Annotated in this window: 15 protein-coding genes; 11 read left to right on the forward strand and 4 right to left on the reverse strand. The window is 69.3% G+C overall.

Translation table 11 applies throughout. The features are described from left to right. Positions 1-97: 97 nt before the first annotated feature. A complete protein-coding gene (locus VMT40_RS29070; RefSeq protein ID WP_326362139.1) occupies positions 98-1,093 on the forward strand; it encodes an Acg family FMN-binding oxidoreductase in 996 nt (331 codons plus the stop codon). A 136-nt stretch (positions 1,094-1,229) separates the two neighbouring features. After that, positions 1,230-1,874 (forward strand): response regulator transcription factor, encoded by a 645-nt coding sequence (locus VMT40_RS29075; RefSeq protein ID WP_326362141.1) that lies wholly within the window; start codon positions 1,230-1,232, stop codon positions 1,872-1,874. Positions 1,875-1,877: 3 nt separating this feature from the next. On the opposite strand, the gene VMT40_RS29080 is transcribed toward VMT40_RS29075, so the two are convergent. Further along, the gene (locus tag VMT40_RS29080; RefSeq protein ID WP_326362143.1) at positions 1,878-2,810 is read right to left on the reverse strand and encodes a 1-phosphofructokinase family hexose kinase; all 933 of its coding nucleotides are present in this window, start codon (positions 2,808-2,810) and stop codon (positions 1,878-1,880) included. 184 nt (positions 2,811-2,994) lie between these two features. Here VMT40_RS29080 and VMT40_RS29085 point away from each other — a divergent pair, with 184 nt between their 5' ends. The 3 genes from VMT40_RS29085 to mgtA all read left to right on the forward strand — a co-directional run bounded on the left by VMT40_RS29085 (position 2,995) and on the right by mgtA (position 8,139). Then, positions 2,995-3,903, forward strand: a complete 909-nt coding sequence (locus VMT40_RS29085; RefSeq protein WP_326362145.1) for a universal stress protein — start codon at positions 2,995-2,997, stop codon at positions 3,901-3,903. A gap of 50 nt (positions 3,904-3,953) precedes the next feature. Then, the gene (locus tag VMT40_RS29090; protein ID WP_326362146.1) at positions 3,954-5,387 is read left to right on the forward strand and encodes a bifunctional aminoglycoside phosphotransferase/ATP-binding protein; all 1,434 of its coding nucleotides are present in this window, start codon (positions 3,954-3,956) and stop codon (positions 5,385-5,387) included. 127 nt (positions 5,388-5,514) lie between these two features. After that, the gene (gene mgtA / locus VMT40_RS29095) at positions 5,515-8,139 is read left to right on the forward strand and encodes a magnesium-translocating P-type ATPase (protein ID WP_442790085.1); all 2,625 of its coding nucleotides are present in this window, start codon (positions 5,515-5,517) and stop codon (positions 8,137-8,139) included. Here mgtA and VMT40_RS29100 read toward each other — a convergent pair. Both VMT40_RS29100 and VMT40_RS29105 read right to left on the reverse strand, forming a co-directional pair. Continuing rightward, positions 8,123-10,435: a heavy metal translocating P-type ATPase gene (locus VMT40_RS29100; RefSeq protein ID WP_326362149.1), complete on the reverse strand. Its 2,313-nt coding sequence runs from the start codon at positions 10,433-10,435 to the stop codon at positions 8,123-8,125. The two genes, mgtA and VMT40_RS29100, sit on opposite strands and share 17 nt — an antisense overlap. A gap of 80 nt (positions 10,436-10,515) precedes the next feature. Further along, on the reverse strand, positions 10,516-10,980 hold the full coding sequence (locus VMT40_RS29105; RefSeq protein WP_326362150.1) for a pyridoxamine 5'-phosphate oxidase family protein: 465 nt from the start codon (positions 10,978-10,980) through the stop codon (positions 10,516-10,518). A 549-nt stretch (positions 10,981-11,529) separates the two neighbouring features. Between VMT40_RS29105 and VMT40_RS29110 the strand changes: the two genes are divergently transcribed. The 4 genes from VMT40_RS29110 to VMT40_RS29125 all read left to right on the forward strand — a co-directional run bounded on the left by VMT40_RS29110 (position 11,530) and on the right by VMT40_RS29125 (position 14,396). Continuing rightward, entirely contained in the window at positions 11,530-12,408 is an 879-nt protein-coding gene (locus VMT40_RS29110; RefSeq protein WP_326362151.1) for a DUF302 domain-containing protein, read from the forward strand. Positions 12,409-12,485: 77 nt separating this feature from the next. Further along, positions 12,486-13,043 (forward strand): flavodoxin domain-containing protein, encoded by a 558-nt coding sequence (locus VMT40_RS29115; protein ID WP_326362153.1) that lies wholly within the window; start codon positions 12,486-12,488, stop codon positions 13,041-13,043. 40 nt (positions 13,044-13,083) lie between these two features. After that, the gene (locus tag VMT40_RS29120; protein ID WP_326362154.1) at positions 13,084-13,248 is read left to right on the forward strand and encodes a hypothetical protein; all 165 of its coding nucleotides are present in this window, start codon (positions 13,084-13,086) and stop codon (positions 13,246-13,248) included. Continuing rightward, entirely contained in the window at positions 13,245-14,396 is a 1,152-nt protein-coding gene (locus VMT40_RS29125) for a site-2 protease family protein (protein ID WP_326362156.1), read from the forward strand. The genes VMT40_RS29120 and VMT40_RS29125 overlap by 4 nt, the downstream gene beginning before the upstream one ends. A gap of 31 nt (positions 14,397-14,427) precedes the next feature. Here VMT40_RS29125 and VMT40_RS29130 read toward each other — a convergent pair whose 3' ends face one another. After that, positions 14,428-15,768, reverse strand: a complete 1,341-nt coding sequence (locus VMT40_RS29130; RefSeq protein WP_326362157.1) for a WS/DGAT/MGAT family O-acyltransferase — start codon at positions 15,766-15,768, stop codon at positions 14,428-14,430. Between the two features lie 258 nt (positions 15,769-16,026). Between VMT40_RS29130 and ppsA the strand changes: the two genes are divergently transcribed. Together ppsA and VMT40_RS29140 are read left to right on the forward strand one after the other, a co-directional pair. After that, positions 16,027-18,327 carry a phosphoenolpyruvate synthase gene (ppsA, locus tag VMT40_RS29135; RefSeq protein ID WP_326362159.1) on the forward strand — a complete coding sequence of 767 codons (2,301 nt, stop codon included), beginning with the start codon at positions 16,027-16,029 and terminating at the stop codon, positions 18,325-18,327. Positions 18,328-18,450: 123 nt separating this feature from the next. After that, positions 18,451-20,166 (forward strand): sensor histidine kinase, encoded by a 1,716-nt coding sequence (locus tag VMT40_RS29140; protein WP_326362161.1) that lies wholly within the window; start codon positions 18,451-18,453, stop codon positions 20,164-20,166. Positions 20,167-20,170 lie beyond the last annotated feature (4 nt).

Here is a 20,170-nt window from a genome sequence, read left to right on the forward strand (position 1 = left end):
CGAATCGGTCCACCGTCGGCCCGCCGGGGTCCGGAGTCCGCGCGAGCGGGGACCTTGGACCCCTCCCCGCCGCGAAACCGCCGCCTAGCGTGGGGATATGAGCGACATACCCACCGGTGAGGTCATCGAACGGGCGGTGCGACTGGCCGGGCGCGCACCGTCGCTGCACAATAGTCAGCCCTGGCGCTGGGAGTTCGACGGCACCACCCTGCGACTGTTCTCCGTGCCCGCCCGGCTGCTGCCCGCCACCGATACCGCCGGGCGGCAGATGCTGCTCAGCTGTGGTGTCGCACTGGGGCATCTGCGGGCCGCGCTGGCCGCGGACGGCTGGCGTATTCGCGTCGCCTATTTCCCGAATCCGACCCGGCGCGATCATCTGGCGACTGTGAGTTTCGAACCGGCCTCGGTGGTCTCCGACGCCGATCGCGAGCGCGCCCGGGCCATCGAACACCGCCACACCGACCGGCTGCCGTTCGCCGCACCGCCCGGCTGGGCGGAATTCGACACCGTGCTGCGCACCGTCGTCGATCCGGCCGACGCCACGCTGACCGTCCTGCCCGACAGTGCGCGCCCAGAGTTGGCCCGTGCCTCCCGGCTGACCGCGACCCTGCGCCGCTACGACTCGTCCTATCAAGCCGAATTGCATTGGTGGACAGGGCATTCCTTCGTCTCCGCCGGGATACCCGCCGCCGCGCTGATCACCGCCGAGGAACGCGAGCGGGTGGATATCGGCCGTTCCCTGCCGACCGTGGTCGGCTCGCCGCGCCGCCCCGAACTCGGGGTCGACCATTCGGCCATCCTGGTGCTGTCCACCGAGCGCGACACCCCGGAAAGCCTGGTGCGCTGCGGTGTAGCGCTGTCGAACGTGCTGTTAGAGAGCACCGCGGCGGGGTACGCGACCTGTCCGCTCACCCATATCACCGAGGTGCCGCGCAGCCGGGCCATCGTGCGCACACTGACCGGGCTAGATGCCCAACCCCAGGTCATGGTGCGCATCGGGGCCGCCGGGTCCGGTGGCGAGAACCCCGCCCCGACACCGCGACTGCCGCTCTCGGAAATCCTGCGTACCGTGCCGCCGCCCGCCCGCTGGTAGCCCGATTCGCCCGGTGACCTTGGGTGTCCGAAGGTCACCACCGCGAGCACTTGTTTCCGGGACCTTAGGCCCCATTTGCCGTGCCCACGGCGCGCTATGTTTGTCCTCACAGCCCTTCTCTGATCGGATTCCGGCCATGATCAAGGTATTTCTTGTCGACGATCACGAGATCGTCCGCCGCGGCCTTGTCGACCTGCTCGAGAGCGACCCGGAACTCACCGTCGTCGGCGAGTCGGGCGATGTGGCGCACGCTCTCGCCCGCATTCCGGCCCTGCGCCCCGATGTGGCCGTGCTCGATGTGCGGCTGCCCGACGGCAATGGCATCGAACTCTGCCGCGACCTGCTCTCCCGCAATGACGGCCTGCGCTGCCTGATCCTCACCTCCTTCACCGACGAACAGGCCATGATGGACGCCATCCTGGCCGGTGCCAGCGGCTACGTGGTCAAGGACATCAAGGGCATGGAATTGGCCAAGGCCGTCAAGGAAGTCGGCTCCGGCCGCTCCCTGCTCGACAACCGCGCCGCCGCCGCCCTCATGGACCGCCTCCGCCGCAGCGCCGAACCCGACGGCCCCCTCGCGGGCCTCACCGAACAGGAACGCAAACTCCTCGACCTCCTCGGCGAGGGCCTCACCAACCGCCAAATCGCCGAGCGCATGTTCTTGGCGGAGAAGACCGTCAAGAACTACGTCTCCCGCCTGCTGGCCAAACTCGGCATGGAACGCCGCACCCAAGCCGCGGTCTACGCCTCCAAACTCCGCGGCGACCAAACCCGCGGCTGAGTGTCAGACCCGCGCTCGAGCGGCGGCCCGGAATCGCTCCATGATTCGGGCCGGATGGCCGGGCCGGGTTCCCGGCGTTTCCAAAGCCGCTGCGGCCGAAGCCAATCCGAGCCGCACGGCATCGCCCAGGGCGTAGCCGCGTACCAGGCCCACGCAGAGGCCGCCGACCATCGCGTCACCGGCCCCGATTCCGCTGCGCACCACCACCTCGACCGGTGCGAACCATTCCTCGCCGTCGGCGGTGGCCACCAACGCTCCCTCGACGCCCAGTGACAGCACGACGGCCTCGGCGACCCCGGCGGCAATGACCTCGCGCACCGCCGCGAGCCGGGTTTCCGAGTCCGGCAGCGGATGGCCGACATACTCGCCGAGCTCGCGCACGCTGGGTTTGAGGACGCGCACTCCGCGCCGCATGGCCCGCAAAGGCGCGCCCGAGGCATCCAGCACGAAGCCGATATTCAGGTCGGCCAGCAGATCCGACACCGTCTGGTAGAAATCGTCCGGTACTCCGGGTGGCAGGGAGCCGCTGGCCACCACGAGCCGGGCACCCGCCGCGGCGCGCTCCAATTCGGCCAGGCAGCGGTGGACTTCCGGTGCGGTGAGGCGGGGGCCGGGGAAGACGAAGCGGAACTGCTCGCCCGTGCCGGTGTCGGTCACCGCGAGGCTCTCCCGGGTCGCACCGGCGACCCGGACCGGACGGGCGGGGACGTCGGCGTCGGCGACCAGTTGTTCCAGCAGGGCACCGGACGGCCCGCCCGCGGGGAAGACCGCGGTGACCGGCTCGCCCAGGGCACCGATGGTCCGCGCGACATTGATGCCGCCGCCGCCCGGATCGAATCGCGGTGCGGCACAGCGGATCTTGTCGGTGGGGCGAATATGCTCCGCGCTCGCGGCGATGTCGATCGCCGGATTCATCGTCAGCGTCACGATCGACATGCCGTCTCCCGGGTGGAATGGGTGCCGACCCCGCGGCTCAGTGGGGTCGGCACCGCTCACTGTGCGGCATGCGCGCCGGTCGTGGCCAGGGCCCGCACGCCCCTCCTCGACGGGCCTTAGGACCCTACCGGTACGTGCGGGCGGCCCCTATCGCGCGCAGGGGTCGCGGTAGAGGCTGAATGGCATGCACACCAACGCATCTCGAAGCAGCGCGGGCGGACTCGCACTGCCGGTCGTCGCCGGAATCGACGGGTCTTCGGCCGCCGTGCGGGCGGCCGTGTGGGCGGGCGGTGAGGCTCTCGCGCGTGGGGTGCCGCTGCGGCTGGTACGGGTGGTCGCCGAGATCGACAAGGCCGCGTTTCAGCCGGGTGGGCTGCGGTATCGGGAGGCCGAGGAGTCTCTCGACGAGGCCCGGCGGGCCGTGAGCGACGCGCTGCCGCGCGGCGATGGGCCACAGCGTCTCGGCATCGATGTGATGGTGGTGCGCGGGCAGCCCGAACAGGTGCTGGTTCAGCAATCGCGGTCGGCGGGTCTGCTCGCGCTGGGCTGTTCGGGGGCCGGATTTCTGTCGCAGCTGGTGTTGGGTTCGACCGCGCTGGCGGTGACGCGGGCGGCCGCGTGTCCGGTGGTGCTGGTGCGGAAGGCCCGGGCCGAGCACGGCTCGGTCTTGGTGATCGTCGACGACTGGAATACCGCCCCGGCCGCGCTGCGGGCCGGGTTCGAGGCCGCGCGCACGCGGGGCGGGGAGGTGACCGTGGCGCGGATCTGGCATGGTCGCTCGTGGTCGGCGGGACCGGTGTGGAATCCACCGGCGGCGGTGGTCTCCGACGCTCAGATCGAACACTGTCTGCGGGAGTTTCCGGATATCGCGGTCCGCCCGGTCACGATCGTGGGCGACCTGGTCTGCGCGGTCGAAAACTTCGCCACGACAGCGCGACTCGTCGTCGTGGCGCACGACAGCGATCCCGGGCACCCGGATCGGCTCGGCCCGGTGACCCAGGATCTGGTCCGGTACGCGCCGTGCCCGGTGCTGGTGGTTCCGGATCGGCCGAGCGGGGCTGCCGCCGGGGACGGCCGGGCGGTGGCGCGATGAGGGTCGCGGAGCGGGCGCTTGTCGGAAATGTCCTCGGGTACACGCCATTCGTGAGGGTTCACGAAACGCATTCGGGAGTGGTCGTGCTCTGCGGCGATCGCGCCTACAAGACCAAGAAGCCCATTGTCACCGACTTTCTCGATTTCTCCACCGCGGACCGGCGCGAGAAGGCGTGCCGACACGAGCTGGAACTCAATCGGCGGCTGGCACCCGACGTCTACGTGGGGATCGCTCACCTGTCCGATCCGGCGGGCGAGCCGAGCGAACCGATTCTGGTCATGCGGCGGATGCCGGAGGATCGACGATTGTCGGCCATGCTCGAGGCGGGCGCGTTGATCGACGCCGAATTGCGGTCGCTAGCAAAGACACTCGCCGAGTTTCATCGCACGGCCGTGCGCGGAGACGCGATCGATCAGCAGGGAACGGCCGCGGCACTGCGTCGCCGGTGGCGGGTACTGCTGCACAGTCTGGCCGAACAACCCTCCGGGGCCATCGATCCCGAGCAGTTGCTCCGCGCCGAGCGCCTGGCGATGCGATTCCTCGACGGCCGCGACCGGCTGTTCACCGCCCGAATCCGCGCGGGCCGCATTGTCGACGGCCACGGAGATCTCTTGGCCGAGGACATTTTCGCGCTCCCCGACGGCCTTCGAATCCTGGACTGCCTCGACTTCGATGACGCCCTCCGTTACGTGGACGTCCTCGACGACGCGGCGTTCCTGGCCATGGATGTCGAGTTCCTGGGCCGCGCCGATCTCGCCGCCGGATTCCTCGGCGCCTATCTCGAGGCCGCGCGCGATGAGCCGCCGGACTCACTGCGCCACCACTACATCGCCTACCGATCGCTGGTGCGCGCCAAGACCGATCGCATTCGCGCCGCCCAGGGCGATCCCGACGCCGCCGAGCACGCCCGACGGCATGTGGAACTCACGGTCGCGCATCTCGAGCGCGGCGCGATCCGGCTCGCTTTGGTCGGTGGTCTGCCAGGTACCGGAAAATCCACCGTGGCAGCACGATTGGCCGCCGCGACGGGCGCACGAGTCATCTCCAGCGACGCCGTGCGGGCGGAATTGCGCACGGCCGGAACGATTACCGGCCACGGCGGCAACTACGGCGCGGGCGCGTATCGGCCCGCCGCGCGTGCACGCGTCTACGACGAACTCCTCGAACGCGCCCGGACCGAACTCGAACTGGGCCGATCGGTCATCCTCGACGCCAGCTGGACCGATGACGAATACCGCCGTCGCGCAGCAGAACTCGCCACCAACACCGCCAGCGACCTGCTCGCCCTGCGCTGCCACTGCCCGCAGCAGGTCGCCACCGCCCGCATATCCGCTCGCGCACACGGCGATTCCGAGGCGACTCCCGAAATCGCCTCCGCCATGGCGGCCACGGCCGCGAATTGGCCGGGTGCCGCCGGTATCGACACCGACGGACCGATCGAGGACACCCTCGCCGCCGCGCTGCGAATCTGGCATCGGCCATGAGGCGGCACGCCGAGTCCTTCCTCATCGCCGTCACATCACGGGTCGCACCGGTCACCCGGGACGAATACCAGTGGCGGATAAGTGAACTCGCACGATGCGATACGCAGGGAGCGCTCCGATGACCCGCATGGCGGCCAGCACACCGACTATTCCGAGCGCAGAGGGCATGCTCACCGCGCAGGACGCGGCTTCACGGGCCGGGACCGGCGTCCTGGCCGCCCTTGCCGTTTCGGAGGATGGGCTCACGACACAGGAGAGCGAGCGCCGGTTGCAGCGGTACGGGCCCAATGCGGTGCGGTCGCATCGGGCCCGCATGCTGCCGGTGTTGGTGCGGCAGTTGCGGTCTCCGTTGTTGTTGCTGCTGGTGGGAACCGCGATCGTGTCGTTCTTTCTCGGTGAGCGGACCGACGCGATCGTGATCGGGGTCATCGTCGCCATGTCGGTGGGGTTGGGCGTGCTCAACGAGTACCGCGCGGAGCGGGCCGCCGACGCGCTGCACGAACGCATTCGGCATCGGGTGGTGGTGTGGCGCGACGGGGCTACGCGGTCGCTGGATCTGGCCGCGCTGGTGCCCGGGGATATCGTCGAATTGCGTTCGGGGGAACTGGTTCCCGCCGATATTCGACTGCTCGCGGTGAACGGGCTGCACTGCGACGAGTCGGTGCTGACCGGTGAATCCGAGCCGGTGGAGAAGAATGTCGACCCGGTGGCGAGTGGCTCCGAGGTGGCCGAACTCGCCTGCTGTGTGCTGATGGGCACGGTGATCGCGGGCGGTAATGGGCGCGGGGTGGTGGTGGCCACCGGCGGCCGCACCGAATTCGGCCGAATCGCACTGGGATTGGCGCACCGGGAGCCGGAGACCGAATTCCAGGTCGGGCTGCGGCGCTTCTCGATGCTGCTGGTGCGGGTGGCGGCCGTGCTGACCGTCGGGATCTTCGCCGTGAACCTGCTGTTGCACCGGCCACTGCTCGACGCGCTGATGTTCTCGTTGGCCATCGCGGTGGGCATCTCACCGCAGTTGCTGCCCGCGGTTGTCTCCACCAGCCTCGCCGCCGGATCGCGGCAGCTGGCACAGCAGAAGGTGCTGGTGAAACGGCTGGTGTGCATCGAGGATCTCGGCGATGTGGAGGTCTTGTTCACCGACAAGACCGGCACCCTCACCGAGGGGCGCATCGAGTTCATGCGGGCGATCGGCCCGGATGGGACGGCCTGCGACGCGGCGGCCGCGCTCGGCCTGGTGTGCACCGATGCCCTCATCGAGGGCGAAACCTTGGCGGGCGGCGATCCGCTGGACACGGCATTGTGGACCGCCCCGACGGCACCCCGGCACGCGGTCGCCGACTACACCCGAATCTCCGTGCTGCCCTTCGACCATCGACGCCGCTTGGTCTCGGTGCTGGTGGAGCACGAGGGGGAACGGACGATCATCACCAAAGGCGCACCCGAGGAAGTGCTTTCGCGCTGCCCGAACACGCCCGAGAGCGCCGACCGCGTCGTGCGAGCCGAATTCGAGGCCGGTCACCGGGTGGTGGCGGTCGCGTCCCGCACCGCGCCGCGCGATTCCCAATCCCTCACCGCCGCTGACGAATCCGGGCTCACACTGCGCGGATTCCTGGTGTTCCTCGACCCGCCGAAGACCACCGCCCGCGACGCCCTGGACCGCCTCACCGCGCTCGGCATCGCGGTCAAGGTGATCACCGGCGACAACCCGGCCGTGGCCACCCGGGTGTGCGCTCAGCTCGGGCTGCCGCCGGGCGGCGCGCTCACCGGTGCGGACCTCGAGCGCATGACCGATGCCCAGATCGCCGAACAACTGCCCACCACAACGATTTTCGCCCGCGTCGGCCCGGAACAGAAGGCCCGTATCGTGCGCGCCCAACGCGCACTGGGCGTGGATGTCGCGTTCCTGGGCGACGGCGTCAACGACGCGCTCGCCCTGCACGCCGCCGACGTCGGCATCTCGGTCGATTCCGCCACCGATGTGGCCAAGGACGCCGCGGATGTGGTGCTGTTGGAGAAGGATCTGCACGTCCTGGCCGACGGTGTCACCCAGGGCCGTCGCGTCTTCGCCAACACCATGAAGTACGTCCTCATGGGCACCTCGAGCAATTTCGGCAATATGTTCAGCGCCGCCGGGGCCTCGGCCTTCCTGCCGTTCCTGCCCATGCTGCCGTCGCAGATCCTGCTCAACAACCTGCTCTACGACGCCAGCCAGCTCGCCATCCCCACCGACACCGTGGATTCCGAGCAACTGGCCCGACCCTCGCGCTGGGACATCGGTTTGATCCAGCGGTTCATGCTCGTCTTCGGGCCGATCAGCTCCCTGTTCGACTTCGCCACCTTCGGAATCATGCTGTGGCTCTTCCACGCGGGCGAAACCCTTTTCCACACGGCCTGGTTCGTCGAATCGCTGGCCACCCAGACCCTCGTGCTGTTCGTCATCCGCACCCGCCGCACCCCCTTCTTCCGCAGCCACCCGTCGACCCCGCTGCTGCTGGCGGGCCTCACCGCGGTCGGTGTCGGTGCGCTCCTGCCCTCGACACCGCTGGCCCGAGACCTCGGTTTCACTCCCCTACCCGGCACGTTCTTCCTGGCACTGACCCTCATGATCGTGGTCTATCTGGCCCTGGCCGAGACCGCCAAACACTGGTTCTTCCACGCCCAGCCGCACACCCCGGCCCAGCGTCCCCGCCGTCCCGGCCATCGGGTCCGTCGCCGCGCCGCCCGCTTCACGATCACCGGGCGAGGGTGAACAGGGCCTCGTCCTCCTGCGCGAAATGCAGGGTGAGGATGGCGTCCAGACCGTAGAGCGTGGCTCGCAGGTCGTCGATCTGATCGGCCCGCAAGCCGGTGGTCGCGCTGTCGAGGTGGCGGTGCAGGCGGGCGATGAGGCGCTCGATCTCGGTGTGCTCTCGACTCATGGTGACCAGGGCCTCCGGGTCGCGCAGGTAACCGGACAGGGCGGGATAGAGCTCGTGCTCCTCGGCGTGCTCATGTGGGAGGACCTGATCGGTGAGGAGCGTGACCGCGCGGCGCACGGCCGCCTCGGCAGGCGCGGTGGGGCCGTCGGCGAGGGCGTCGGCGGCCTCACGGACCGATTCCCGCGCGGTGTGCATGCGGTCGTGTTCGCGTTCGAAGCGCGCGACCAGCGGGTCGATGGCGGTCGTGGCGCGTCCGTGCGCACCGGTTCGCAAGGCCCGCAGAGCATTCAGAATGACCGCGATATCGATGGCTTCCTGGACCAGCGCGCCGACGCTGGGCGCGAGGTACCCGGTCGCGGCGGCGACCATGGCCGCCAACGACATCGCCATGCCCGCGGCGGCGCTCTGCACGGCCAGCCGATGCGAACGCTGGGCGATATCGACGGCATCGGCGAGCCGGTCGATGCGATCGTCCACGATAACAGCGTCGGCCGCCTGCACCGCTGCCGTGGAACCCCGTGCGCCCAAGGCGATTCCGACATCCGCGGCCGCCAGCGCCGGGGCGTCGTTGACCCCGTCGCCGACCATGACCGTCACCGCTGCCCGGCGTTCGGCGCGGATGGCCGCGATCTTGTCGGCCGGGTCGGCCTCCGCGATCACCTCGGTCAACTGCAGAGCCGAGGCCGCGTCGGTGGCATTCTCGACTCGGTCACCGGTGAGCAGCACCAGCCGACGCAGACCCGCCGTGCGCAGACGGCGCATGGTGCGGGCCGCGTCGTTGCGCAGCCGGTCCCGAACGAGCAGCGCGCCCAAAGGAATTTCATCGACGCACACCCAGACGATGCTCGCGAGATCCAGGCGGGCCTGGCGCGCCGCCGCTTCCGCCCAGGGCGCGAGATCAGCGTCGGCGGGCCGCTTGCCGACCCGGATGCGGTGTCCCGCAACGATTCCCGTGGCTCCCTCGCCCGGGATCTCGGAAACATTGTCCGCGACCACGATCGGGATTTCCCGCAGCGCCGCCGCGGTCGTCACCGCATGGGCCAGGACGTGCGGCGAGAGGTGTTCCACGGCGGCAGCCTGCCGCAGCACGTCCTCGGTGCTCACACCGGGTGCGGTGCGGATATCGACGACCTCCGGTCGACCGACGGTGACGGTTCCGGTCTTGTCCATCACCAAAGTGCTGGCACGCCCGAGCGTTTCGAGGGCCGCGCCGTTCTTCACCACCACACCGGCGCGAGCCGTCCGCGACATGCCCGCGGTGATGGCCACCGGCACGGCCAAGAGCAGCGGGCACGGGGTGGCCGTCACGATGACGGCGACCGCGCGCACCGCGCTGCCACTGAAGGCCCATGCCGCGCCCGCGACGCCCAGCGCCAGCGGCAGGAACCACACCGCCACCCGATCGGCCAGCCGCGCGACAGGGGCCACCTCGGCGGCGGCCTGGCGCGCCAGCGCCGTGATACCGGCGTAGGTGCTCGCCTCTGCCACGGCGGTCGCGCGAATATCGACCGCCGCACCGGCATTCACCACCCCGCTGCGGACGGGCGTGCCCACCCGCCGAACCACCGGGGCGGATTCTCCAGTCAGCGCCGACTCGTCGAAAACGCCAGGAGTGGCGAGCATTCCGTCGACCGGAACCACCTCACCCGGGAGCACCACCACGGTGTCCCCGACCACGACCGCATCCGCGCGCACGGTCTCGACACCGTCGACGGTCCGGCGGTGCGCCTGCGCGGGCGCGCGGCGCAGCAGCTCGGACAGATCCGCGCCCGCGCGACGTGCCGCGTACGCCTCCAGGACTCGGCCCGTGGCGACCATGAGCGCGATCAGCGCACCCGCGAAATACTCGCCGACCGCGGCCGAGCCCGCCAGGGCCAGCAAGGCCAACAGGTCCGCGCCGTAGCGACCCTTGCGCAGGTCACGCCACACCCAAAAGGCCGCGGGCAGCAATGCGATCGCGGTGGCCGCCAGCCACAGGCCGTCGGCCGCCGTCCGGCTCACCGGCCGCACTGCCAGTCCCGTCACGGTGAGCACACCGGTCAGTGTCACGAGCGCGACGGGGCCGGAGATCCGACGCCGCAGGGTATTCCAGAAGGCGGACAAGGCCGCGGCGATGTCACGTGTCATGTATCGAGAATCGCCGCTGCGCGATCGGCGGGTTAGGGTCGAAAAGCCAACGAGACAAGGGATTTCGGCCCCGGATGAGATCAGCTGGCGGCGGGGCGGGCGTCCGGGTCGCTCTTCTCGATCAGTCGGACCCCGGTGACCAGGGTGGGTTCGATGGCGACGACGGCATCCATGACGCCCTCCACCCAGGGGCGCAGGCGGGCCTCGTAGCGGGCCACCCGCTCCGGGTCGGTGACCGTGCGGGCGATGCCGGTGACGACGACCGACCAGCCGAGCTGTGTCCCGTTGTCGATCTCGTCGGCCTCATATGCGACGACGACATTGTGATCGGCCCGCACGGTCGAGGTGAGTCGGGAGGTCAATCGCGTTCGGACGATCACTATTTCGCCCTCATCGACGAAATGGTTGACCGGCCGGATCGCGGGCATGGCGTCGCGGGTGAAGACCACCCGGCCGAACGGGACACTGGCCAGCAGGCGTAGCGATTCGCTCCGCGAGAGATCCACGACGCTGCGGACCAGGTCGTCGGAGGGGAAGCCGCTCACCTCGCAATCGCCCGTCGATCACGCGCGCCGAGCGGGCGCGCGGAAAACCCGGGGCGGACCCGGAGCGACGGTTCGAACGAACGCATGGTGTGGCGACCCCTTCTCGACGACATCGGATGGTTCGGTAACGACTTCCATGTCAGCACCGAACTCCCGCCGCTCGACAGGGTCGAAGGTCCTCAACAGCGCATTCATCCGGACGTGCGCCCAATTCAATGCGGAACGGAAGATCGACCACCACGACACTGGAGTGGTCTCACTCTCCCGGGCGACGCCACTGGCGCCCGTTCGCCTCATTCGTTCCATGAATCGAGCTTCCGCCCGTTCGGGAGCCCGCCACAGGATCCAAGGTCATCCTCTCGATGGCCCTTCGGCAGACCGCGATGGTCCTTCGGCGACGTACGAGCCTCTTTCGGCGGCAGACGGTGAAAAAATGCCCGGTCCCCTTGCGGTACTGCGGTTTTGCCCGCTCACGCAGGACCTTCTCCTCTGTGGCACGCCCGCTGTCGGTCCGACGCTGGTGACATACCGGACCGAAGGAGACCTGTGATGAAATACCGAGTGGGTTTGTGCGAGACGGCGCCGCAGACGGTGCTGCGGATTCCGCTCGAGATTCGCCCCGACAAGCTGAGCGAGGGCATTGTCGCCGGTATGGTCCGCGTCGCGCAGATCGCCGAGCAGGCCGGGCTCACCGCCTCGGGCGCGCCGACCATCACCTTCCACCGCGAACTGCCCAGCGATGACGCGATCATCGTGGACTTCGGGTTGCCGATCGAGGCCGCACCGACCCTGGGACCGAGTTCGGGTGCGGAGCTCGTGGTGCAGGCTCCGACACTGGTGGCGCGCACCTGCCATCGAGGCAGCTACGGCGATCTCGACGCCGCCTACCGGGCGCTGCGGGATTGGGTGCACGTCGGCGGATACCGTCCCATCGGGCCGCCGACCGAGGCGTACCTCATCGGCCCCGACGAGGTCAGCGACCCCAGGCAGCTGATCACGGAGGTCCGCATCCCGGTCGCCCCGGCCCCCGCGATCGCCGCCCACCTCGACGGCGATTTCGCGACCGCCGTCGAGCAGACCCGAGACGCCTTGCGCCAACAGGGATTCGGGGTGCTGAGCGAGCTCGACATGCAAGCGATCCTGCGCGAGAAGGTGGGCGAACACATCGAGGACTACCTGATCTTGGAGGTGTGCAACCCGCGCCTGGCGGCCCAGGCGCTGGCGGCGGACCGGCAGGCGGGGCTCATGCTGCCGTGCCCGGTCGTGCTCAGAACCGACGAGACCGGGGTCCTGGTCGAGGCCGCCGACCCCGAAGTCCAGGTGCGCGTGCTCGTCGAGCCCGAATTGCTCCCCGTAGCCGCCGAGGCCCGTCGCCTGCTGGTCGCGGCACTGGACTCGCTGCACAGCCCGGCGGCCGCCGCGGGTTGATCTCGGTGACCATCGGCCTCAGCTCCGAGGCATCTGGCCTCTCAACGGATTCCGCGGCCGCGAGCAGGCTCGATGTCATGACACAGCACACTTCACCCAGGGTTTCTATCGTCTACGCCAGCGCGCAGGGATCGACCCGCGAGATCGCCGAATTCCTTGCCGCGAACCTCACCGCGCGCGGCGCGACCGTCGAGGTCGCCGACGCCGACCACGCCCCCGACCTCTCCCGTTTCGACACCGTCGTAATCGGCAGCGCCGTCCACAATATGGCGCTGCTGCCCGAGATCGAGGAATACGTCCGCTCGCACCGCGACGAGCTGAACGCCCGTACCGTCTGGCTGTTCAGCGTCGGCCTCGGGCCTGCCCTGCGGGGCCCGATCGGACGCCGCCTCGGCCGGGTGGTGCCCAGAAAGATCGCCGCCGTGCGGGACTCCCTCGCGGCTCACGAATACCGTTCCTTCGCCGGGCATTACGAACGCGCCGGAGTCTCGCTCCCGGCCCGCACCCTGTTCCGCCTGATGGGCGGCACCCGCTACGGCGACCTGCGCGACTGGCACGCGATTACCGCGTGGTCGGATTCGATCGCGGCGTCATTGCGCCTACCCGAACCGCAGGCGATTCCCACCCATCCCTGAATCACGAAGTCCGCCAGCCCTTCCCACCAGGGGGTAGCCCATGACCATCCGCCACGCCCCACTGTTCATCCTCGCCCTGCCCGTCGCAGTAGCCGTGCTGGCCATGGTGGGAGCACCCGCCATCGCCCTCCAGGCCGCCCTCATGTTCACCGCCGCACCGATTCTCCTGCTGCTGCTTCTTCCGAATACCAAGGATTCGAAATGATCGAGGCAACCCTTCCACTCGGCCGGATCGCTGGCGTCCGCATCGGCGCGCACTGGTCGGCCCTGGTCACCATCGGGCTGTTCACCTGGATACTCGGGGCGTACCTGTCCGGGTCCGGCCACGGCGCGGGCCTGTGGGTCACCGCGGTCGCCGGTGCGCTGCTATTGACCGCGTCTCTGCTCGCGCACGAGCTCGCGCACTCGATCCTCGCACGCCGCAAGGGAATCCGCGTGCGCGGGATCGTGCTGTGGCTGCTCGGCGGAGTCTCGGAAATCGAGGAGGAACCCGCGGACCCGCGCACCGATCTGGCCGTCGCCGTCGCCGGGCCCGCCACCAGTCTGGCCATCGCGCTGGTGGCGCTGGCCGCGGCCGCGCTATCGAGCCTGATCCCCCACGCCGGAGTGGTCACCGCCATGCTGGTCTGGCTGGCCACTGTGAATGCGGTGCTGGCGGTGTTCAATCTGCTGCCCGGCGCTCCCCTGGACGGTGGGCGGGTACTGCGCGCCATCCTGTGGCGGCACAGCGGCGACCGGTTGCGCGCGGCGACCACTGCGGCCCGCACCGGACAGGTGATCGGAACCACGCTGGTCCTGCTGGGCGTCGCCGAGGTCCTGGCGTTCGGTCAGCTCGGCGGCCTGTGGCTGGTGCTGCTGGGCTGGTTCCTGCGCACCGCCGCACACAGCGAGCTGGTCGGCGCTGGCTTGCGGCATCAGCTGGGCGACACCAGGGTTCGCGCGGCCATGACACCCAATCCGATCGCGATCGCGACCCAGTGGACGCTGCGCGACCTGCTCGCCTCACCCGCGCCGCACACCTCGCATCGGGTGTTCCCGGTCGTGGACGCGGCGGGCCGCCCCTTCGGGGTGCTGGCCTGGTCGGATCTCGCGGCGATACCCGAATCCCAGCGGCCCACCGTCGAACTCGCCAGCCTCGCTCGCAAGCTCACACCCGCCGCGGTAGCCCGTCCCGACGAGCTGCTGTCCGACGTGATGTGCCGAGTCATGCTGCGCCCCAACCTCGATGCCATCGTGGTGGTCGATCTAGCCGGGCGATTGATCGGCCTGCTCACCACCACCGATCTGGTGCTCGCCGCCGATCGCTCGGCCCTCGGGCTGCCGGTCGCCCCGTCCGCCAGGGCGTTCCGGTAGCCCGGCCGTGCGGCCTCGGCGGCGGGTCGTCTCATCGATTTCGCGCCGCTGACAACAGTTCTCGGATCTCGGTGTCGATGCCCTCGGCGATGACGCTGAGGTCCGGCATGGTGTCGTAGTCGCCGGTGATGCCGAAGGTGAGGTGGTCGGCGTAGCTGAGGATGGCGATGCCGCTGCGCAGGCGCATGGCGATCGGGAGGACCGGCAAGAGTTCCAGGACGGGACGACCGGCCAGGGACAATGGCTTTCGGGGGCCGGGGACGTTGGTTGCCAGGGCGGTGACGCTGGTCTGGGGTAGGCGGGCCACCAGGCGCAGGGTCCAGGCCACGGTCGCGAAGGGGATCCAACCGGCTAAAGCGAGTAGGCGGCCCTCCGCGGTCGTCTCACCGCGGCCCTTGTGCTGGTTCATTCGGTCGTGGACGACGGCCAGGCGCTCTACCGGATCTGCCAGGTGCACAGGGAGATACGACAGCATGGCGGTGACTCGGTTGTCGAGGACGTGTAGCGCGTCGGGTGAGCGAATGGAGACCGGCACCAGCATCCGGAGTGTGTCGTGGGTGGGTTGCTCGCCGCGCTGGAGCAGCAGCGCCCGGTAGGCACCGGCGACGGCGGTCAGCACGACATCGTTGACGGTGGTGCCGAAAACTGTTCCTATCTCTTTGATTTCGGCGAGCGAGGCACGGGTGACCGTGTAGCGCCGCTGCTGCCCGATCGCACCGATGAGCGATGATTGAGCTGTCGCGCTGACCAGCGCCTCGGCGACCGGCGCGAGGCCGCGTACGGTGTGCAGGGCGACGCGTGGCATGTCGAAGGGCAGCCGCAAGGCGATACGCGTCCAGTCGATCCAGCCGCGGGAGCCATTGGTCGCCTCGGGTTTCGCCGCTTCGGCAATGTTCCCCGCGCCGTCCGGATCGCACAGGTCCGCCAGCAGATTGACCCCCGAAATCCCGTCCACGACACTGTGATGCGCCTTCAACAGCAGCGCCCACCGTCCCTGCGTCAGTCGCTCCACCACCACGCACTGCCACAGCGGGTGGTCGCGGTCCAGTCGCGCGGCCACCTCGGTGGCGATCAGTTCGAACAGGGCCTCGTCGTCGGCCGGTTCGGGCAGGGCCACCCAGCGGATGTGGTGCGCCAGATCGAAACCCGGGTCCTCCTCCCAGACCGGCGTCGCCAGATCCAGGGGAGCCCGGTGGATCCGCTCGCGCAGCCGGGCATTGCCCGACACCCGCTCGGCGAGCAGGGCGCTGAACTCCGCGCGGGCGGGTGGCGGTCCGGAAAGTATGGCGACGGCACCGATACCGAGGCTGATGTGGCGATCGGAATCCTCGAGTTCGACAAAGCCCGCGTCGAGGGGGCGTAGTCCGGTCATGACGGTTACCTGAATTCGGAAGTAATGCTGATCCTTTCAGCGTGTTGCCGCATCGGCTCCCGGTACGAGATGCGAAGGCCATCGACCGATGTGACGGTCGTCATACGGTGTTGGGCGGTATCCACCGATTCGGGGCGCATAGGCCCAACGCCCGCCCAGGCCGGGACCTTCTCCCCTGCCGTCGCCGATCGCCAGCGCCGACGCTGAAATCGACACCCGCGCGGGGCTGACCTCAGCACGCGAACGATCGGAGCGGTAATGGGCGACTATGTGGCCGACCTGAAGGAGCTGCGGCTGGCGGACGCCGACCGCGCCGGAGGCAAGGGCGCGAACCTGGGCGAACTCGTGGTGACGCACATGCCCGTGCCGCCGGGCTTCGTGGCGCTGAAGTCCTGCTACGAGGAGGCGGTCTGCGCCGGACCGCACGGCGACGAAATCGACCGATTGCACACCCGGGCGCTCGAGGTCGCCGCCGGGTCCGCGCCCGGTGAGGAACTCGAGGAGTTGTGCCGCCGCATGCGCGAACTCGTGCACGCCACGCCCCTCGACGTGGCCATCCGCGACGCCATCGTCGACGGCTACCACGGTCTCGGCGACACCTCACCGGTCGCGGTGCGCTCGTCGGCCGTGGGCGAGGACGGCGCGACCGCGTCCTTCGCGGGAATGAACGTGACCCGCACCAATATTCGCGGCGACGAGGAGCTCATGACCGCGGTCGTGGACTGCTGGGCCTCGCTGTTCACGCCCCGCGTGCTCACCTATCGCGCCCGGCGCGGCATGCACGACCGGCCCGTCATGGCCGTCATCGTGCAGCGCATGGTCGCCGCGCGGTGTGCGGGCGTCGCGTTCACCGCCGATCCCGCCACCGGCCGCCGCGACCGCGTGGTCATCGACGCCGCCCGGGGTCAGGGTGAGGTCGTGGTGTCCGGTGCCACCGAGCCCGACACCTATCTGCTGGACGCCTCGGGTCCGACGCTGCTCGAAACCCGGCAGGGGAAGCAGAGTTTCGCCATCGTGGCCGGAGACAATGGCGACCGTCGGGTTGATCTGGATCCCGACGAGAGCCGCAAACCGGTGCTGACCGAGGACGAGGCGGTCGAGGTCGCGCGGTTGGCGCTGGCGGTGCAGCAGCACCACGGACGGCCCCAGGACGTGGAGTGGGCCTACGACGACCAGACGGTATGGCTGGTGCAGGCCCGGCCGATCACCATGCTCCCGGACTACGCCGGTTCGACCACACCCATGGCCGTGGCCGAACCGGGTCACCTGCTCGTCCGCGGCCTCGCCGCCGCACCCGGCACCGCGTTCGGCGCAGTGCGGGTGCTGCGGTCACCGGCCGAGGGCTCGCAGCTGCGCGACGGTGAGGTGCTGGTCGCGCCGATGACCAATCCGGACTGGCTGCCCACCCTGTCCCGGGCCGCCGCCGTGGTCACCGACAGCGGCGGGATGACCTGCCATGCGGCCATCGTGGCCCGTGAGCTCGGAGTGCCGTGCGTGGTCGGGACTCGCACGGGGACAACCGATCTCGCCACCGGCACCGAGGTCACCGTGGACGGCTCCACCGGTCAGGTGCGGGCCGGACGCGACGGACGACCGCAGGCCGTCACCGCCCGACCCGTGGCACCGGCGGTGACGGCGGCCGAAATCACCGGCACGCGTGTGTATGTCAATCTCGCGCTGCCCGAGATCGCCGAACGCGTCGCCAGCCAGGACGTCGACGGGGTCGGGCTACTGCGGGCCGAAACCCTGCTCACCGAGGCGCTGGGTGGCCGTCACCCCCGCGATCTCATCGCGCGCGGCGAGGGCGAGCGGTTCGTCGCACACATGTCGGAGGCGCTGGGTCGCATTGCCGGCGCCTTCGCACCGCGACCGGTCATCTATCGGGCAACCGATATGCGCAGCAACGAATTCCGCGCTCTGGAGGGCGGAAGCCGCTACGAGCCCGCCGAACACAATCCGATGATCGGCTTCCGCGGCTGCTACCGCTACGTCCGCGAACCCGAGATGTTCCGGCTCGAGCTGGCGGCGCTGGCCCGGGTGCGTGAGCGAACCCCCAACCTGCACTTGATGATTCCGTTCGTGCGCACCCGCTGGGAGTTGGAGGCGTGTCTGGAGCTGGTCGACGAGAGCCCGCTGGGCCGCCAGCGCGGCCTGCACCGATGGGTGATGGCGGAGGTGCCGTCGGTGATCTACCGGCTGTCCGAATACATCGGGCTGGGCATCGACGGGGTCTCCATCGGCAGCAACGACCTGACCCAACTCATGCTCGGCGTGGACCGGGATTCGGAGGAATGCGCCGAGCTGTTCGACGAATCCGATGCCGCAGTCCTCGAAGCCATCGAGCAGATCGTCGCGACGGCACGCGCCAATGGCATCACGTCCTCACTGTGTGGGCAGGCACCGTCCACGCGACCCGAATTCGCCGAACACCTGGTCCGCATGGGAATCACCTCGGTATCGGTCACCCCCGACGCCGTCGCCGCGACCCGCCGCGCGGTAGCCGCCGCCGAACGCCGAATACTGCTGGAACACGCCTACACCATGAACGGCGCGCGGTGACGGCAAGCCGCATCCAACCCGCCATGTGCAGGATACGAGGTTGACTCCTCGTCCCCATAGACTGTGACGAGCCGGTACGTCACATCCGGGCGTACCGCCCTCCGAAGTACAGGACACCTTCACATGACCGAGGTTCCCGGCAATTCTTACTCGGTTCGGAGCACGCTCTCTCAGCTCCGGCTGCGGGAATTGTTGACCGAGGTCAAGGATCGGGTCGATCAGATCATCGACGCGCGTGACCGGATGGACGGTCTGGTCGACGCCATGCTGACGGTGACGGCCGGACTCGACCTGGACCAAACGCTGCGCACCATTGTCCGCACGGCGATCAGCCTGGTGGACGCGCGCTACGGCGCGCTCGGCGTCCGGGGTGTGGACGCACATCTGACCCAGTTCATTCACGAGGGCATCGACAATGAGACCGCGACGCTGATCGGTGATCTGCCCGCCGGGCGCGGTGTACTGGGCGTGCTGTTCGTCCAGCCCGAGCCGATTCGGCTCGACAACATCGCCGATCATCCGGCGTCGGTCGGTTTTCCGAGCAATCACCCGCCCATGCACTCCTTCCTCGGAGTACCCGTCCGAATCCGCACCGAGATCTTCGGCAACCTCTACCTCACCGAGAAGAAGAACGGCCTGCCGTTCAACGAGGACGACGAGGTGATCGTGCAGGCACTGGCCGCCGCGGCCGGTATCGCCATCGACAATGCGCGGCTGTACGAATCGGCGCGCACCCGGCAGGCGTGGATCGAGGCGACCCGCGATATCTCCACCGAGTTCCTGGCGGGCACCGACGCCGATGAGGTGTTGGCCCACGTGGTCGACCATGTGCGGGCGCTGACCGATTCCGAGCGCGCGTTCCTGGCCATCACCGACGATCCGGAGAGCCCGCCCGAGGAGACCATCGAGTTGCGGATCGCCCGCTGGTCGGGTCCCGAGGGCGGGCCGAGCAGCCTCACGGTCCGCACCACGGGCACCGCCATCGGGCGCGTGTTCGCCGAGGGTGTTCCGCTGCGGTTCGACAATCCCGCCGATATCGATCTCGGCAAACCGCTCGACAGCCCCGGCCCGACGCTGATTCTGCCGCTGCACGCGCAGGGTTCGACCTTCGGCGTGCTGGTCATGGTGCGGCCCTTGGCTGCCCTGTCCTTCTCCGACGAAATCCTGGAATTGGCAGCGGCTTTCACCGATCAGGCGGCGCTGGCCATCCAATTGGCCGAGGCGCAGCAGCGCATGCGTGAGCTCGATGTGCTCACCGACCGCGACCGCATCGCCCGCGATCTGCACGACCACGTGATCCAGCGCCTGTTCGCGGCGGGTCTGAGCCTGCAGGGCACCATCGCCCGAGCCCGTACCCCCGAAATCCGCCAGCGCCTCGCGGATGTCGTGAACGATCTCCAGGACGTGGTCCAGGAGATCCGCACCTCGATCTTCGACCTGCACGGCGGCAATGGCCAGAGCACCCGCCTGCGCCAGCGTCTGGAACAGGCCATCGCCCAGCAGACCGCGGACACCGAAATCCGTACCTCCCTTCGGATTTCGGGTCCGCTGTCGGTCGTCGCCCCGATCCTCGCCGACCACGCCGAGGCGGTCGTCCGCGAGGCCGTCAGCAACGCGGTCCGTCACTCGGGAGCCCAAACTCTCACCGTGGCCATCGATGTCGCCGACGACCTGACCATTCTCGTCACCGATGACGGCCACGGCATCCCCGACGACATCACCCCCAGCGGCCTGACCAACCTGTCCCGCCGCGCCGAAGAGGTCGGCGGCGAATTCGTCATCCTCCGCAACCCCGACGACGCGGGCACCCGCCTGCGCTGGTCCGCCCCACTGCGCTGAAGAC

The sequence above is a fragment of the Nocardia sp. CDC160 genome (genome assembly GCF_035818795.1).
Taxonomy (GTDB): Bacteria; Actinomycetota; Actinomycetes; order Mycobacteriales; family Mycobacteriaceae; genus Nocardia.

Bases quoted from the DNA above. Each gene is read 5' to 3' on its own strand.
- VMT40_RS29070 (WP_326362139.1), top strand. From the start codon at position 98: ATGAGCGACATACCCACCGGTGAGGTCATCGAACGGGCGGTGCGACTG.
- VMT40_RS29075 (WP_326362141.1), top strand. From the start codon at position 1,230: ATGATCAAGGTATTTCTTGTCGACGATCACGAGATCGTCCGCCGCGGC.
- VMT40_RS29080 (WP_326362143.1), bottom strand. From the start codon at position 2,810: ATGTCGATCGTGACGCTGACGATGAATCCGGCGATCGACATCGCCGCG.
- VMT40_RS29085 (WP_326362145.1), top strand. From the start codon at position 2,995: ATGCACACCAACGCATCTCGAAGCAGCGCGGGCGGACTCGCACTGCCG.
- mgtA (WP_442790085.1), top strand. From the start codon at position 5,515: ATGGCGGCCAGCACACCGACTATTCCGAGCGCAGAGGGCATGCTCACC.
- VMT40_RS29100 (WP_326362149.1), bottom strand. From the start codon at position 10,435: ATGACACGTGACATCGCCGCGGCCTTGTCCGCCTTCTGGAATACCCTG.
- VMT40_RS29110 (WP_326362151.1), top strand. From the start codon at position 11,530: ATGAAATACCGAGTGGGTTTGTGCGAGACGGCGCCGCAGACGGTGCTG.
- VMT40_RS29115 (WP_326362153.1), top strand. From the start codon at position 12,486: ATGACACAGCACACTTCACCCAGGGTTTCTATCGTCTACGCCAGCGCG.
- VMT40_RS29120 (WP_326362154.1), top strand. From the start codon at position 13,084: ATGACCATCCGCCACGCCCCACTGTTCATCCTCGCCCTGCCCGTCGCA.
- VMT40_RS29125 (WP_326362156.1), top strand. From the start codon at position 13,245: ATGATCGAGGCAACCCTTCCACTCGGCCGGATCGCTGGCGTCCGCATC.
- VMT40_RS29130 (WP_326362157.1), bottom strand. From the start codon at position 15,768: ATGACCGGACTACGCCCCCTCGACGCGGGCTTTGTCGAACTCGAGGAT.
- ppsA (WP_326362159.1), top strand. From the start codon at position 16,027: ATGGGCGACTATGTGGCCGACCTGAAGGAGCTGCGGCTGGCGGACGCC.
- VMT40_RS29140 (WP_326362161.1), top strand. From the start codon at position 18,451: ATGACCGAGGTTCCCGGCAATTCTTACTCGGTTCGGAGCACGCTCTCT.